Genomic DNA, 12,762 nt, shown 5'->3' with positions numbered 1-12,762 from the left:
GCCCTGCATAACAGGATGCCATTTTGATTTCACAGCCTACCCTTATTTCCTTTATCTTCGGCCTTGCCGTTATTCTCGTGCTCTCCCTGCTGCAAAAACGCGGCGCCTTCAGTAAGACAACCGCCGCCATACTGGCATTTACCCTGCTCTTTGTCGGAAATTTCTATTATTTCGGCTGGCGGCTGCCGCAGGAGCAGCATGCAGAGAAAATTGCTGAGGCAGTCAGGCATCTGGCCCTGCAGCCGGTCTGGCGCACGGTAAAAGCCCAGCAGCCTGACCTCTATAAAAAAATAGAGCAGGAATATCTGACGGCCCTGAAAGAGGGGGCCAATGAAGCGGAAGCCCAGCAGCGGCTGCGCCCGGATCTTGCTGACCTGCTTAATCAGCGACTCGCTTATGCCAGCGACAGCGATGTGGTTGCCTATATGCGTATTTCAGTCGAAGAGATGATGGTACTGCGGCAGAAAGATCCCAATCTGTGTTTCAAATTCCTTTTTCCTCAGGTCAGCGGCGGGATTAATACCGATGAACTGTTGCCGGAATCGCTGTTAAGTCGTGAGAAAGATGCAATGGACAGCTTTCTGCAACACGCCAGCGAAACGGTAACGCAGCAGGATGTGTCGGGTGCAAATCGGGATTTACACACGACTGTCCGAACGCTCTATCGGAAATGGGGCAGCGACCTGCAAACGCTCAATACACCCGCCGAGCCAGACATTAACCGGACTAAACTCTGTGATATGACCCTCGATCTGTATCAATCCGTGCTGGCACTTCCGGTTAAGCGTTCTGCGGCCGTTTTGCGTATCATACTCAGCGGAAATGCAAATTAAGCAAAAAAAAAGCCCGCTCGCCGCGGGCATAAATCATTGTAATTTTTTAGTAAATCCTGGTGTGGTGCAGACTCGTTACTGTGTCTAACTGCATAATCGCATTCCCTCGCCAATGACGCCAGATGGTTCGCTGAATCGAATCAATAGGTAAGTTAATGCAAATGTCGGCTAAAGAAAGCGCAAATATAGCTTTTTCCGATAGCGAGGAGAGCCGGGGCTGATATCATGCCGCACCAGAGGAGAGTAATGAGATGAAAAAGAGTATTCCCTGCCTTGTTGCCCTGGCTGCACTGCTATTAGCAGGCTGTACGTCAGGTAAACCTGGGGCGTTTGAAAGAGTGGATGAAGACCCGGCTGTAAATACCGTTCAGTATCGTTTTAATCCGACAACGGTAAATAAAACGGCGATGCGAGAAGATGTGCAACGCTATTGTGCCGATCGGGGTTTTGACACCGTCGAACCGATTAAACCTCAGGCGAGCCGTCTTCCGGGATTAATGAAAGCATGGTATCAGTGTAATTACAGTATTAAGGGATAAAATATAAAAAAGGGCGGGGAAATCCCCCGCCCTGAATAGCGTTATTTCTTTATTGTTATATTGCTGTGCGCAGGCTTTGCCCGCCAGGGAAGTGAGCTTTTTCCCGTAATTAGCGATATCAAATCTGTACGAACCCCATGCCGGGCAAGGTGTTTTCACCCATGCCCTGATACTTATTGTAGACCGCATCTACTGTCCTGCATGGTACATCTTTCCGTTCAGGCATCTTTATCTGAATGTTAGAACTTCATTTATCTTACGCCAACAAGGTTAGCGACAAATAGTGGAGAAATAATGCCGCGTTTGTCTTTTTTTTTATAAAGATATGTCCAGGTAATTCAGTTTATTTTGCATGGCTGTACAATTAATGGTCATCAGACAATGATGAAAAAAACCTTTGACGGCAGAATTATCCTAAATGAAACCCTTTTTATTCTGTGTTATTTACCTACTGCCCTTTTTGAACCAGGCAAACTGGCGGTGATGACCTAAACTGTTCGCATTCATTTAAAGGAGACGTTATGCGTTATCAGGTAGAAAATGTACTTGCGGTGCAGGCTGAACTGGGGGAATGCCCGGTCTGGTCGGTCAGTGAGCAGGCGCTTTATTTTGTCGATATTTTGGCCCCCGCGCTGCATCGCTTCGATCCGCAGAGTGGCGCTCATCAGGTTATGCCGGTAGCGGAGCATATCGGCTGTTTCGGGCTGCATCACCAGGGGGGCTTTATCGCCGCGATGCGCAGCGGCGTTTTTCAGCTGGATAAGCAGGGGCAGGTTGTTAGTCGTATTGCGCCTAATCCTGGCGATGCTGAGCGCAGTCGGTTCAATGACGGAGGCGTAGATCGCCTTGGTCGTTTCTGGTGCGGCAGCCTGTGGGAGCCGCAGGATCGTAACGGCGCGAAGCTGTGCCGGGTGGACGAGGCTCTTCAACTGACCGTTCAGGCTGAAGATATCATGATTTCTAACGGCGTTGCGTTTTCGCCGGACGGGCGCTGGATGTACCAGACTGATACGCCACACGGGCTGCTTTATCGCTACCCAATGGACGAGCAGGGCGAGATTGGTCCGCGTGAGGTGGTCCGTCAATTTGCGCAGGGTGAGGGCGGTCAGCCCGACGGCGCAGCGGTAGATAGCGAAGGTTTTTACTGGGCGGCAATGTTCGATGGGTCGCGGGTTGTCCGCATCGATCCGGCGGATGGCCGAATTGTTGATGAGATCCCATTGCCGGTTCGTTGGCCGACGATGGTCGCATTTGGCGGAGCGGATCTTAAGACGCTGTATATCACCAGCTCCCGTGAGGATCGTAGCGCCGAGGAGCTGGAGAAATACCCACAGTCTGGCGATCTTTTTGCGGTCAGGGTAGAGGTGGCAGGCCTGCCGGAGCCGATCTTTGGTATGAAGTAGGGGGCTGCCCGGTAGCGTCAGAGGGTTTAACGCCCGGCTGGAATATCAGCTTAGCCGATGGACAATCCCAGCGTTTGCCGGGCGTCCTCACGCCAGGCTTTGCCTGGTGCCTTTGGCTCCGACGCCAGGCCGGACGGCCCGGTCGCGAGCGGGCATCCCTGCCCGCCGCTCCCTGAGAGCAGCATCCCTGCCCGCCGCTCCCTGAGAGCAGCATCCCTGCTGCCCTCGCCTGGCCTTCCGTCTGCGCCGCAGCGCTGCGGATTGCCCGTCAATCGCAGGGATTGTCCATCTCTCGGGCTTCTGAATTGCTTTCAGTTACACCACTTTTTCTATGAAGAAAATGAGCCCTTTCACACCCTGATGTTTATAAAAGAACAGGTGGGGGGAAGATATCTCATATTCCTATACTCCACTGGTTAGCTGGTTAGCTGGTTAGCTGGTTAGCTGGTTAGCTGGTTAGCTGTAATACCTGCGATCCCGGTGGACAATCCCAGCGTTTGCCGGGCGTCCTCACGCCAGGCTTTGCCTGGTGCCTTTGGCTCCGACGCCAGGCCGGGCGGCCCGGTCGCGAGCGGGCATCCCTGCCCGCCGCTCCCTGAGAGCAGCATCCCTGCTGCCCTCGCCTGGCCTTCCGTCTGCGCCGCAGCGCTGCGGATTGCCCGTCAATCGCAGGGATTGTCCACCTCTCGGGCTTCTGAATTGCTTTCAGTTACACCACTTTTTCTATGAAGAAAATGAGCCCTTTCACACCCTGATGTTTATAAAAGAACAGGTGGGGGGGAAGATATCTCATATTCCTATACTCCACTGGTTAGCTGGTTAGCTGGTTAGCTGGTTAGCTGGTTAGCTGGTTAGCTGTAATACCTGCGATCCCGGTGGACAATCCCAGCGTTTGCCGGGCGTCCTCACGCCAGGCTTTGCCTGGTGCCTTTGGCTCCGACTCCGGGCCGGACGGCCTGGTCGCGAGCGGGCATCCCTGCCCGCCGCTCCCTGAGTGCAGCATCCTTGCTGCCCTCGCCTGGCCCTCCGTCTTCGCCGCAGCGCTGCGGATTGCCCGTCACCCGCTGGGATTATCCACCTCTCACGCTGCTGAGCTGCTTTAAGTAAAACCGTTTATCTATCCGCAGTTATCATCAGCACGACGTCCAGTTAAGCCCTAATAACATTCAGGCTTTTGAGCTGTAGCAATGCTCATCCATTTTCTTATTTGCAGAGTTCTTCCTTTTAAAACTTGCCGAAAGATCTTGTGTAACCCCCGAAACCGCCGTTACCCACAGCCAGCACAATACAATAAGCCGACGGGTGGGGCCCGGTGACAGGCAATCCGCAACGCTGAGCGTAGAGAGGAAGACCCGGATGGGCCAGCAGGGATGCTGGCACAAGGGCATGCCGGGACAGGGATGTCCCGTCATGCCCGGTCCGAAAGGTCGACGAGCGGAGCGAAGGCACCGCGCCACGCGCGGCGTGAGGACCGCCAGGCACCGGGCACCACTTGTAGGCGATACCCCGGACCTTTGCCGCATCAGTTACAACTACAGGCACCACTTGTAGGCGATACCCCGGACCTTTGCCGCATCAGTTACAACTACAGGCACCACTTGTAGGCGATACCCCGGACCTTTGCCGCATCAGTTACAACTACAGGCACCACTTGTAGGCGACACCCCGGACCTATGCAGCATCAGTTACAACTACCAGGCACTCCTTGTAGGCGACACCCCGGACCTATGCAGCATCAGTTACACCTGCCAGGCACTCCTTGTAGGCGACACCCCGGACCTATGCAGCATCAGTTACACCTGCCAGGCACTCCTTGTAGGCGATACCCCGGACCTTTGCAGCATCAGTTACACCTGCCAGGCACTCCTTGTAGGCGACACCCCGGACCTTTGCCGCACACGATCTTCTCAGGCATGCTGAAGATGGCTCTTTTTATCAGCAGGACGATGTGGCAATCGAATTGAGGCTGATAAAACCAGCGAAATAACCAGCAGCGCCATAATCAGACTAAAAGTCACGACAAACCCGCCAAACAGGGAGGCGATCAGCGAACCCAACACGCTCCCAATCCCAAAGCCCAGATAAATCAGCCCGTAGTTTTTAGTCAGATTATTCAGGCCAAAGAAATCGCTCACCAGCGAAGGATAAACGGTAATGGTCCCGCCAAAACTGAAGGCGACACAGGCAATGGCGATAAAAAAGGTCAGCTCGTTCATCTGACTGAACAGCATAATCGCCATTCCCGCCAGCGAAACCACCTGTGCAAGCGTAATCACCCGGATACGCGGCATTTTATCGGAAAGAATACCGAGAATCAGGCGACCGCTCAGGTTGGCAACCGCAATCACCGTCACCGCGTTGGCCGCCGTTTGTAATGAGAGATGTACCAGCCCTTCGCCGATATCTTTCGCAATGCCAATCACATACAGCCCGCTCATACAGGCGGTCAGGAACATCAGCGCCAGCATCCAGTACTGCGGTAAACGCACGGCTTCTGCCAGCGAAAAGTCACGCGCCCGACTGATTTCACCCGGCCTGGCCGCAGGCTGTTGTGGGGCGTCTTTCATCAGCAACGCGCCGAGGATAATCATCACCATTGCCAGTCCGCCCCAAATAACAAAGGTCGTCTCCAGGCTGTTAATACTCAACAGATAGCTACAGATAAATTTAAACCCAAGGCTGCCCAGACCGTAGGCACCTATGGCACAGGCGGAAATCATCCCTTTGCGCTCTGGAAACCATTTTACGCAGTTTGAAAGCGTCATCAGATAGCCCGCACCGTCGGCCAGACCCACTAACACCCCCGCGCTGAGATACAGCATAAAGAGATTGTTAGCGTGAGCGGTCATATAAAAACCCACCGCCATTAGCACGCCAGAACCGATGGCCACCCGGCGTACGCCGAAACGCTCCTGAAGCTTTCCCGCCAGCGAAGAGGCGATAGCCAGCCCCAGGCTCAACAGGCCAAACGAGAAAGCCACCTGGCTAATTGGCGCATCCAGCTTGTGGGACAGCTGGCCATTAAACAGGCTCCAGGTATAGACTGAACCCAGAGCAAACTGAGTGATCACCGTACCGATCAGGGTTAGCCAGCGGGTACGATTAACGCGGGTGTTGACGGGGGATGTGCTCATGGAAAACTCCCGATGAAAGTTTAATAAATTGAGCACAGAATATGTCGGGTCTTTCGCGCGCGGGCTGATTAAGGCATGAACTGCCGCCCGCGCGGAATGAAATGCCTCTCACAGGGTATGAAAGGTAGCCTGAACCGCAGTTCGTTAGCGATCCGCCGGGATAGCATTATCCTGTTCCGTCAGCCGCAGCTGTCGCAGATCGTTGCCAGTAGGCGTTTGATGAACGCGCAGGCCAAATTCAGGCAGTACGGCAAAGATATGATCGAAAATATCAGCCTGGATATTTTCATACTCCAGCCAGGCGGTGGTATTGGTGAACATATAAATCTCTATCGGCAGGCCCGAGGGACCCGGCGCCAGCTGGCGTACCATCAGGGTCATCTCCTTATGGCTGCGCGGATGCGCCCTGAGCCAGGCTTCCAGCCAGGCGCGGAAGGTGCCGACATTGGTCATCCTGCGGCCGTTAAGTGGCGTAGTGAGATCGCAATTCAGCCGGGCATTATAGTTTTCCACTTCCTCACCTTTGCCTTCCAGATAAGGCGTCAGCAGCTGGGCACGTTTCAGGCTGGCCACTTCGTCCTCGCTGAGAAAATGGATGCTGGTGGCATCAATATTAATGCTGCGCTTGATGCGGCGTCCGCCTGATTCTGACATCGGGCGCCAGTTTTTAAATGAATCTGATATCAACACGTAGGTAGGAAGCGTCGTGACGGTCTTATCCCAGTTGCGAACTTTAACCGTGGTCAGACCGATATCCACCACGTCGCCGTCTGCGCCATATTTAGGCATCTCCAGCCAGTCGCCAATCTTCAACATATCATTGGCTGACAGCTGGATCCCGGCCACTAAACCGAGGATGGGGTCCTTAAATACCAGCATCAGTACGGCGGTCATGGCACCCAGCCCGGTCAGCAGCACCAGCGGGGACTTACCAATCAGCACTGAGATAATCATCAGCACAACCAGCAGCGCGGCAATCAGCTTCAGGCTTTGAAAAATACCGCGAAGGGGGAGCTGGCTGGCAATGGCCTGTCGCTGCGTTAGCTCAAGAAGTACGTCCAGCAGCGAGAAAAACATCAGCAGGCTGAACGTCATCATCCATACCTGGCTGAACACCACCAGCACGGTATGCAGCGGCTCAATGCCCTGCAGGAAAAGTGCAATTTGCAGCTGGAGCAGGATCCCCTGGAGCAGCAGGGCTGAACGGCTGAGCAGTTTCTTATCAATAAACGATCGCGGCCACTGCTTTGACGACTTCTCGGCCAGCCTGCGGAGGGGAGGAGTAACTCCCTGATGCAGCAGGCCGTGTACGAGCAGGGAGATCAGCAGGATAATGCCGAGCAGGGCGAATACAGCGATAAAAGAGGCGTAGGGCAGATCAAAGGCGCTGAGCCATTGTGTCAGGTAGTCATGCATAACGTTATCATCCTTGTTAAATTCATCGTCCAGCTATGCTGCGCCAGGTCGTCGAACCTGACGCATGAAGGGCATAAAATGAACTATATCAACAGCTCGTCCGCAGGATATCGCGAATTGCGTATCCCGATCAAATCAGTACGACACGCATTTACTCGTAACGGGGCTTGTAGCTCAGCTTATCAAGCCAGCGGGGGATATCATCGGGCTCTTCCACCCCCGCCAGATCGTTATCAAACAGATAGCGCACCAGATGACGGGCGATAGCCTTTTCCGTTTTCAGTATCCCGGCCTGTGAAGGGTAGAGCATTCCCCGATCGCGATCTTTTTTACTGACCTGCTGCGCACAGGCGCGGGCTGCCTCTATAAACAGCCGATCGTCAATACGCCTGGGGCGCGCCGCGTACACCGCCAGGCTTACCGCCGGAAAAATATAAAAGTTATTGGCCTGACCCGGATAGCGCGTTTCACCCTGTACGTTTTCCTCACCGAACTGCACACCCGCGGCATAGAGCGCTTTGCCCTTGGTCCACTGATAGGCCTGTTTTGCGGTGCATTCAGCGTTATCTGTCGGATTGGAAAGTGGGAAGATAATCGGCCGATCGTTCAGCTTACTCATGGTTTTAACCACCTTCTCGGTGAACAGCCCCCCCTGCGTACTGACGCCGATAAGCACCGTAGGTTTAACCGCTTCCACCACTTTTTGCAGATCGGACTGGGGTTCAGCCTTCCGGGCAAAGGTCTTCTGTTCAGCAGAGAGTTTTTTACGCCCCGTCTCAATCAGCCCGTCCTTATCGAACAGCGTGATTGCCCGGCGAGCCTCTTCCCGCTCTGCGCCTTCCAGCACCATCGCCTCAACCAGCATATTGGCGATGCCCGTTCCAGCGGAGCCAGCACCGGCAAAGAGCACGCGCTGCTGTGACAGCTTGCCGCCAGTGGTTTTCAGGGCCGTAATCAGGCCAGCCAGCACCACGCTTGCCGTACCCTGAATATCGTCGTTATAAACCAGGGCCCGACTCTGATAGCGTTGTAGATAGCGCACCGCATCACTGCCTTTCCAGTCCTCAAAGTGAATACAGCAGCCGGGGAAGACGCTCTCCACCGCCGCGACAAACTCATCCAGCAGCTCATCCAGCGCTTTTTGCGCAAGGGGGGCTTTACGCAGGCCGGTATAAAGTGGGTCACTCGTCAGCTTTTTATTGCTGGTGCCAATGTCCAGGTGGACAGGCAGCAGGCCCTCTGGCGGGACGGCGGCGCAGGCGGTGTAGAGCTGGAGCTTTCCCACCGGGATAGGCGCACCGTTAGCACCGATGTCGCCCAGTCCTAAAATCCGGCCACCGGAGGTTACACAGATAAAACGAACGTCCTTTTGCGGCCAGTTGCGCAGCACCTCAGCCAGCCGGCCTTTCATTTCACGCGTCAGATACATCCCCTTCGGCTGGCGATAAATATGGCCGTACTTAAGACAGGCATCCGCAATGGTGGGATCGTAAACCAGGGGAATAAAGGTGACGGGATCGGACATCAGCGTGGCATAAAACAGCGTTTCATTGCGATTCGCCAGCTCCTGCAAGTAGATATATTTTTCGATGTCGTTAGGCTTGCCGTCGAGGTGCTCTTTAACGCGCTGGATCTGGGTTTGCAAACTGTCCACGATGGGCGGCAGCAGCCCTTCCAGTCGGTGTTTTTTACGATCTGCTTCGCTAAAGGCCGTACCTTTATTTTGCTGTGCTGAAGAGAGTGGCAAAGGGGAAACGGCTGCGGGCTTATCTTCTCTGGCGTGTGACGACATAATGGTTACTCCTTACGAGTCCTGAACGTGGAAACTGAGCACGAGGTCTTGTTTTAATAAGGAGTAAGCCTGGTCGAAAACATTTAGCGGGGCGGCAGGTTAATGTAACAAAATCCGAAATCTGCATTCTGGCACATTGCGCAGGCGGCGATGATTATGGAAAGAATAGCCAGAAAATCAGTTCTGAATGTAGCTGCGGATCGCCTCGGCGATGGCTTTATTGCCGTGTCGTTCATCGCGGTGTTCAGTATCATCCGCTACCTTGAGCAGGTATTTATTCAGCTTGCCACCGGTAGGCACGTTGCCGTAAGCAATCAGCATCTGCACGATATGACGCAGGGCAAGTACCTCAACGGTGAGACGTTCAACAATAGGATCTTTGTCTGGCATAGGGACTCCACAACGGGCGTGATTAACTTTCCCTCAGTGTAAGTGTGCGGTGAGCAATCAATCAGCGGAGTAGCGGGGTATTTATCGCCTATCTCTCCCTCCGACTAATCGTACCTAAAAGAGGGTAGGGTTAATGCCTAAGGTCTCGAGGTACAGGCTGACGTACCAGAAAGCACAATAGAATGCCACAAAGGGTAAAATGAGCACGATAAGGGCCAGCCCGAAACTGGCGTCACCCTCGCGGGAAAGCCTGACCAGGAAAATAATAAAACAGACGATAAAAAGCAAAATAAACAGAATAGCTAAAATGGGCAGCAGGGTAAGCAGCATAATTGAATATCCTTATCATTGAACATTTACCTCTCCACAGTCAGGAAGCTTACTAAATTAAGGCCGACCGCATTGTCCTTTTTTCTGGCGCGATTAAGTAACTTGAGTTTCCCATTGGTTGGGCAGAAAATAATGCATCCCTTTCTCCACGCACAGAAATTAGCATGTTGATTCGTACCGATGAAGCCAGAACGCTCAATACTGACAGCTGGCTGGCCTGTCTGCTGGCCGCCGTTGCCGGTGCGCTTAATACGGTGGCGTTTGAAATTGTAGGATTTTTCGCTGCCAACATGACCGGTAACGTCTCTTCCCTTTCCGATAATCTGGCCCGGTTCAGGTGGAACGGCGGCATATTCTTCCTGTCCATCGTACTGTTTTTTATTTTTGGCGCTTTACTCTCCACGCTGATTATCAATGCCGGACGGCGCAGAGGCCTGCGCGGCATCTATGCTTTCGTTATTGTTATTGAAGCGCTGGCGCTAATGGTGCTTGGCGTGGCTGAGCTGAGCTTCACCCTGCCAGGGGCGGTGCTCATTTTGGCCCTGAGCCTGCTGATGGGGCTGCAAAACGCCGTGGTAACGAGGATTTCGAATGCCCGCGTCAGAACGACGCACGTCTCCGGCACGGCAACCGATATTGGTATTGAAATGGCGATGCTGATTGATATCCTGCGGCGGCAGGAGTCCCCCAGTGAAGCCACGGCATATCTCGATCGGTTAAAGCTCCATGCGCTGACGATAGCGGGATTTCTGGTCGGGGGGATCGTTGGTATCTGGGCCTGGAGCCTGCTGGGGTATGCTTTTCTGATTGTCGCCGGATGCGTACTGATGGTGATGTCCCTGCTTTCGCTGCATCATGCCAAAGCGCGCTATTCCGCTGCGGCGAGCGGTACGTTGAAATAGCCCCTGGCGGTGCCTGCGACAGGGGGCTGCGGGCGGCTATGCGCGGCCGGTTAGCAGCAAAGGCGAGAGGGCGCGCGCCGACAAGCCCGGTATAAATTGAAAGTGTGTGGGCAGTCAGGCTATCTTAGCGGAATACCTGTGTTTATCCGGAGTGACCATGCAGCAGGAAGAATTCGTAAAACAGCTGGCTGAGCAGGGTTTTGACACGCCGGTGGTGGTGGAGCGCGAACCTAACGGCAGGCTGGAGCACCACGCGCATCCCTTTGAAGCGAAAGCGCTGATTCTGGCGGGTGAGATAACCATTCTTAGTCAGAGCGGGGAAAAAACCTGGCGCGTGGGCGAGGTGTTTCATCTCCAGCGCGATGAGCCCCATTCCGAATTCTTTGGACCTGAGGGCGTTCGTTACCTCTCCGGCAGAAAGAGCGCGCGGCCCTGATGATGAAAAAAGTATGGTTAGTTTTATGCCTGATAATGACGGTTGCCGGGTGTACCGCCTCCGTTGGCCAGGATTTCGACGATGCGCGGCTTAACAAAATCCACAAGGGCACGACCACGAGGCAGGAAATGATTGCGCTTTTTGGTCAGCCCACCTCGGAAACCCCATATCCGGAGGGGCATCAGATCCTGATGTGGACCTGGAGTCAGGCAAGGGCAAGGGACACGACCGAGGGTAAGACGCTGACCGTACAGATGGAAAATAATAAAGTCAGAAACTATGCGGTGAGCAAGTCGTAAGGGGCGCGCCTCAGCCATCCGGGGATGGCTGAGAAACAGATCATTATCCGTTAGCGTTTAAACCTGCGTCAGGCCGCCATCCACACAAATTTCAGCGCCTGCAATATAGCTACTTTCATCGCTTGCCAGAAACAGCGCGGCGTTGGCCACTTCTTCAGGCCTGCCCATGCGGCTCAACGGGATCGCGCTGATTATTTCCTTGCGCAACTCTTCGGAGGCGGCCTGCATCATTTCCGTATCAACAGGGCCGGGAGCCACCACATTGATTCGGATACCGCGCGAAGAGAGCTCGCGTGTCCAGGTCCGGGCAAAGGATCGCAGGGCCGCTTTGCTGGCGCTGTAAACGCCGTAACCCTCGGTACCCAGCACATCAGCAATGGAACCAATCAGGATAACGCTTGCGCCGGGTTTAAGGAGCGGCAGCGCGGCCTGCAACGCAAAAACGGCCGCCCGCACATTAAGACCAAAAATCTGGTCAAAATGCGACGGACTTATATCATCAATAGTGGCATAGTCCGTCATCCCGGCATTGATCACCAACGCATCTATCTGGAATGATTCAGCCTTTACCGTATCCATAATGCGTATCAGCTCGCTCTGCTGACTGACATCGGCCTGCAACGGGTTCGATTTACCCGATATCTTCAGGCCTGCCGCCTGCAACTCTTCGTCACGACGCGATGTGAACCAGGTCGTTGCACCTTCGCTGGCAAAACGCTGGCTGATGGCCAGGCCAATTCCTTTAGCGCCGCCCAGTATTACAGCGACTTTATTTTCCAGTCTGCTCATCTGATCTCTCCTCTTTGGGTGGAGAGGGAAGGGTATATATATTATATTTAATATCAATTACGCACTTTGTTTATATCAGGTATCCCGGAGTATATTGCCATGGCACATTCAGACGCTAACGTATTGAGAGACGTAGGGAAAACCCGCCCGGTACTGGAACATATCACCAATAAATGGTCGATTTTAATTCTCACGGTGCTCTGTTCCAGGCCTTCCCGCTTTAATGAAATCCGTCGTCGGTTGGATGGGATCACCCATAAAGCGCTGGCAGATGCGCTGAAGCGACTCGAACGTAATGGCCTGGTGATCCGCGAAGTTCTTCCCACATCCCCGGTTGGGGTTGAATATAGCCTCACGCCGCTGGCACAAACGTTACAACAGCCGTTTATCGCGCTGTATGACTGGGCGCTGGAACATGGAGCGGCACTGGATAAAGCCCAGGCCGCGTATGACCTGACCCATGCGGGTGAAAGCAGGCAAGAGACGGCAGCGGATTAGC

At 54.0% G+C, this 12,762-nt stretch carries 16 protein-coding genes; 8 read left to right on the top strand and 8 right to left on the bottom strand.

The window, feature by feature from the left end:
• Nucleotides 1-23 precede the first annotated feature (23 nt).
• From AAGR22_RS15760 to AAGR22_RS15750, 3 genes are all read left to right on the top strand, one after another.
• Nucleotides 24-833: a hypothetical protein gene (locus AAGR22_RS15760; RefSeq protein ID WP_345828441.1), complete on the top strand. Its 810-nt coding sequence runs from the start codon at nucleotides 24-26 to the stop codon at nucleotides 831-833.
• Nucleotides 834-1,084: 251 nt separating this feature from the next.
• Entirely contained in the window at nucleotides 1,085-1,372 is a 288-nt protein-coding gene (locus tag AAGR22_RS15755) for a hypothetical protein (RefSeq protein ID WP_067705825.1), read from the top strand.
• Nucleotides 1,373-1,893: 521 nt separating this feature from the next.
• The gene (locus tag AAGR22_RS15750) at nucleotides 1,894-2,775 is read left to right on the top strand and encodes an SMP-30/gluconolactonase/LRE family protein (protein ID WP_345828438.1); all 882 of its coding nucleotides are present in this window, start codon (nucleotides 1,894-1,896) and stop codon (nucleotides 2,773-2,775) included.
• 50 nt (nucleotides 2,776-2,825) lie between these two features.
• Here the strand turns inward: AAGR22_RS15750 and AAGR22_RS15745 are convergent, their stop codons facing one another.
• Together AAGR22_RS15745 and AAGR22_RS15740 are read right to left on the bottom strand one after the other, a co-directional pair.
• The gene (locus AAGR22_RS15745) at nucleotides 2,826-2,960 is read right to left on the bottom strand and encodes a hypothetical protein (RefSeq protein ID WP_345828436.1); all 135 of its coding nucleotides are present in this window, start codon (nucleotides 2,958-2,960) and stop codon (nucleotides 2,826-2,828) included.
• A gap of 255 nt (nucleotides 2,961-3,215) precedes the next feature.
• Entirely contained in the window at nucleotides 3,216-3,383 is a 168-nt protein-coding gene (locus AAGR22_RS15740; protein WP_345828435.1) for a hypothetical protein, read from the bottom strand.
• A 267-nt stretch (nucleotides 3,384-3,650) separates the two neighbouring features.
• Here AAGR22_RS15740 and AAGR22_RS15735 point away from each other — a divergent pair, with 267 nt between their 5' ends.
• Nucleotides 3,651-3,878, top strand: a complete 228-nt coding sequence (locus AAGR22_RS15735) for a hypothetical protein (RefSeq protein ID WP_345828433.1) — start codon at nucleotides 3,651-3,653, stop codon at nucleotides 3,876-3,878.
• Nucleotides 3,879-4,682: 804 nt separating this feature from the next.
• On the opposite strand, the gene AAGR22_RS15730 is transcribed toward AAGR22_RS15735, so the two are convergent.
• From AAGR22_RS15730 to AAGR22_RS15710, 5 genes are all read right to left on the bottom strand, one after another.
• Nucleotides 4,683-5,909, bottom strand: coding sequence for an MFS transporter (locus tag AAGR22_RS15730; RefSeq protein WP_067705822.1), 1,227 nt, complete (start codon nucleotides 5,907-5,909; stop codon nucleotides 4,683-4,685).
• A gap of 144 nt (nucleotides 5,910-6,053) precedes the next feature.
• A complete protein-coding gene (locus AAGR22_RS15725) occupies nucleotides 6,054-7,325 on the bottom strand; it encodes a mechanosensitive ion channel family protein (protein WP_345828430.1) in 1,272 nt (423 codons plus the stop codon).
• 151 nt (nucleotides 7,326-7,476) lie between these two features.
• Nucleotides 7,477-9,117, bottom strand: a complete 1,641-nt coding sequence (locus AAGR22_RS15720) for an NAD-dependent malic enzyme (protein ID WP_345828428.1) — start codon at nucleotides 9,115-9,117, stop codon at nucleotides 7,477-7,479.
• 177 nt (nucleotides 9,118-9,294) lie between these two features.
• Nucleotides 9,295-9,507, bottom strand: a complete 213-nt coding sequence (locus AAGR22_RS15715) for a hypothetical protein (RefSeq protein ID WP_067705819.1) — start codon at nucleotides 9,505-9,507, stop codon at nucleotides 9,295-9,297.
• A gap of 114 nt (nucleotides 9,508-9,621) precedes the next feature.
• Nucleotides 9,622-9,837: a hypothetical protein gene (locus tag AAGR22_RS15710; RefSeq protein ID WP_345828425.1), complete on the bottom strand. Its 216-nt coding sequence runs from the start codon at nucleotides 9,835-9,837 to the stop codon at nucleotides 9,622-9,624.
• 164 nt (nucleotides 9,838-10,001) lie between these two features.
• On the opposite strand from AAGR22_RS15710, the gene AAGR22_RS15705 reads away from it, so the two are divergent.
• The 3 genes from AAGR22_RS15705 (at nucleotide 10,002) to AAGR22_RS15695 (ending at nucleotide 11,474) form a co-directional block, all read left to right on the top strand.
• Nucleotides 10,002-10,739: a YoaK family protein gene (locus AAGR22_RS15705; RefSeq protein ID WP_345828424.1), complete on the top strand. Its 738-nt coding sequence runs from the start codon at nucleotides 10,002-10,004 to the stop codon at nucleotides 10,737-10,739.
• 157 nt (nucleotides 10,740-10,896) lie between these two features.
• Entirely contained in the window at nucleotides 10,897-11,175 is a 279-nt protein-coding gene (locus AAGR22_RS15700) for a cupin (protein ID WP_067705814.1), read from the top strand.
• Nucleotides 11,175-11,474 (top strand): hypothetical protein, encoded by a 300-nt coding sequence (locus tag AAGR22_RS15695; protein ID WP_067705812.1) that lies wholly within the window; start codon nucleotides 11,175-11,177, stop codon nucleotides 11,472-11,474. The genes AAGR22_RS15700 and AAGR22_RS15695 overlap by 1 nt, the downstream gene beginning before the upstream one ends.
• A 57-nt stretch (nucleotides 11,475-11,531) precedes the next feature.
• On the opposite strand, the gene AAGR22_RS15690 is transcribed toward AAGR22_RS15695, so the two are convergent.
• Nucleotides 11,532-12,263 (bottom strand): SDR family oxidoreductase, encoded by a 732-nt coding sequence (locus AAGR22_RS15690; protein ID WP_345828421.1) that lies wholly within the window; start codon nucleotides 12,261-12,263, stop codon nucleotides 11,532-11,534.
• 99 nt (nucleotides 12,264-12,362) lie between these two features.
• Here AAGR22_RS15690 and AAGR22_RS15685 point away from each other — a divergent pair, with 99 nt between their 5' ends.
• The gene (locus AAGR22_RS15685) at nucleotides 12,363-12,761 is read left to right on the top strand and encodes a helix-turn-helix domain-containing protein (protein ID WP_345828419.1); all 399 of its coding nucleotides are present in this window, start codon (nucleotides 12,363-12,365) and stop codon (nucleotides 12,759-12,761) included.
• Nucleotide 12,762: the final 1 nt, after the last annotated feature.

The sequence above is a fragment of the Erwinia sp. HDF1-3R genome (assembly GCF_039621855.1).
Classification (GTDB): Bacteria; Pseudomonadota; Gammaproteobacteria; order Enterobacterales; family Enterobacteriaceae; genus Erwinia.
The sequence above is the reverse complement of the archived record's forward strand: the minus strand, read 5'-3'. Positions and strand labels throughout refer to the sequence as shown.

What these genes read in the sequence shown, in the direction of transcription:
- AAGR22_RS15720 (WP_345828428.1), bottom strand. Translation starts at nt 9,117, where the DNA reads ATGTCGTCACACGCCAGAGAAGATAAGCCCGCAGCCGTTTCCCCTTTG.
- AAGR22_RS15725 (WP_345828430.1), bottom strand. Translation starts at nt 7,325, where the DNA reads ATGCATGACTACCTGACACAATGGCTCAGCGCCTTTGATCTGCCCTAC.
- AAGR22_RS15745 (WP_345828436.1), bottom strand. Translation starts at nt 2,960, where the DNA reads ATGCTGCTCTCAGGGAGCGGCGGGCAGGGATGCCCGCTCGCGACCGGG.
- AAGR22_RS15695 (WP_067705812.1), top strand. Translation starts at nt 11,175, where the DNA reads ATGATGAAAAAAGTATGGTTAGTTTTATGCCTGATAATGACGGTTGCC.
- AAGR22_RS15730 (WP_067705822.1), bottom strand. Translation starts at nt 5,909, where the DNA reads ATGAGCACATCCCCCGTCAACACCCGCGTTAATCGTACCCGCTGGCTA.
- AAGR22_RS15710 (WP_345828425.1), bottom strand. Translation starts at nt 9,837, where the DNA reads ATGCTGCTTACCCTGCTGCCCATTTTAGCTATTCTGTTTATTTTGCTT.
- AAGR22_RS15700 (WP_067705814.1), top strand. Translation starts at nt 10,897, where the DNA reads ATGCAGCAGGAAGAATTCGTAAAACAGCTGGCTGAGCAGGGTTTTGAC.
- AAGR22_RS15705 (WP_345828424.1), top strand. Translation starts at nt 10,002, where the DNA reads ATGTTGATTCGTACCGATGAAGCCAGAACGCTCAATACTGACAGCTGG.
- AAGR22_RS15690 (WP_345828421.1), bottom strand. Translation starts at nt 12,263, where the DNA reads ATGAGCAGACTGGAAAATAAAGTCGCTGTAATACTGGGCGGCGCTAAA.
- AAGR22_RS15750 (WP_345828438.1), top strand. Translation starts at nt 1,894, where the DNA reads ATGCGTTATCAGGTAGAAAATGTACTTGCGGTGCAGGCTGAACTGGGG.
- AAGR22_RS15755 (WP_067705825.1), top strand. Translation starts at nt 1,085, where the DNA reads ATGAAAAAGAGTATTCCCTGCCTTGTTGCCCTGGCTGCACTGCTATTA.
- AAGR22_RS15715 (WP_067705819.1), bottom strand. Translation starts at nt 9,507, where the DNA reads ATGCCAGACAAAGATCCTATTGTTGAACGTCTCACCGTTGAGGTACTT.
- AAGR22_RS15740 (WP_345828435.1), bottom strand. Translation starts at nt 3,383, where the DNA reads ATGCTGCTCTCAGGGAGCGGCGGGCAGGGATGCCCGCTCGCGACCGGG.
- AAGR22_RS15685 (WP_345828419.1), top strand. Translation starts at nt 12,363, where the DNA reads ATGGCACATTCAGACGCTAACGTATTGAGAGACGTAGGGAAAACCCGC.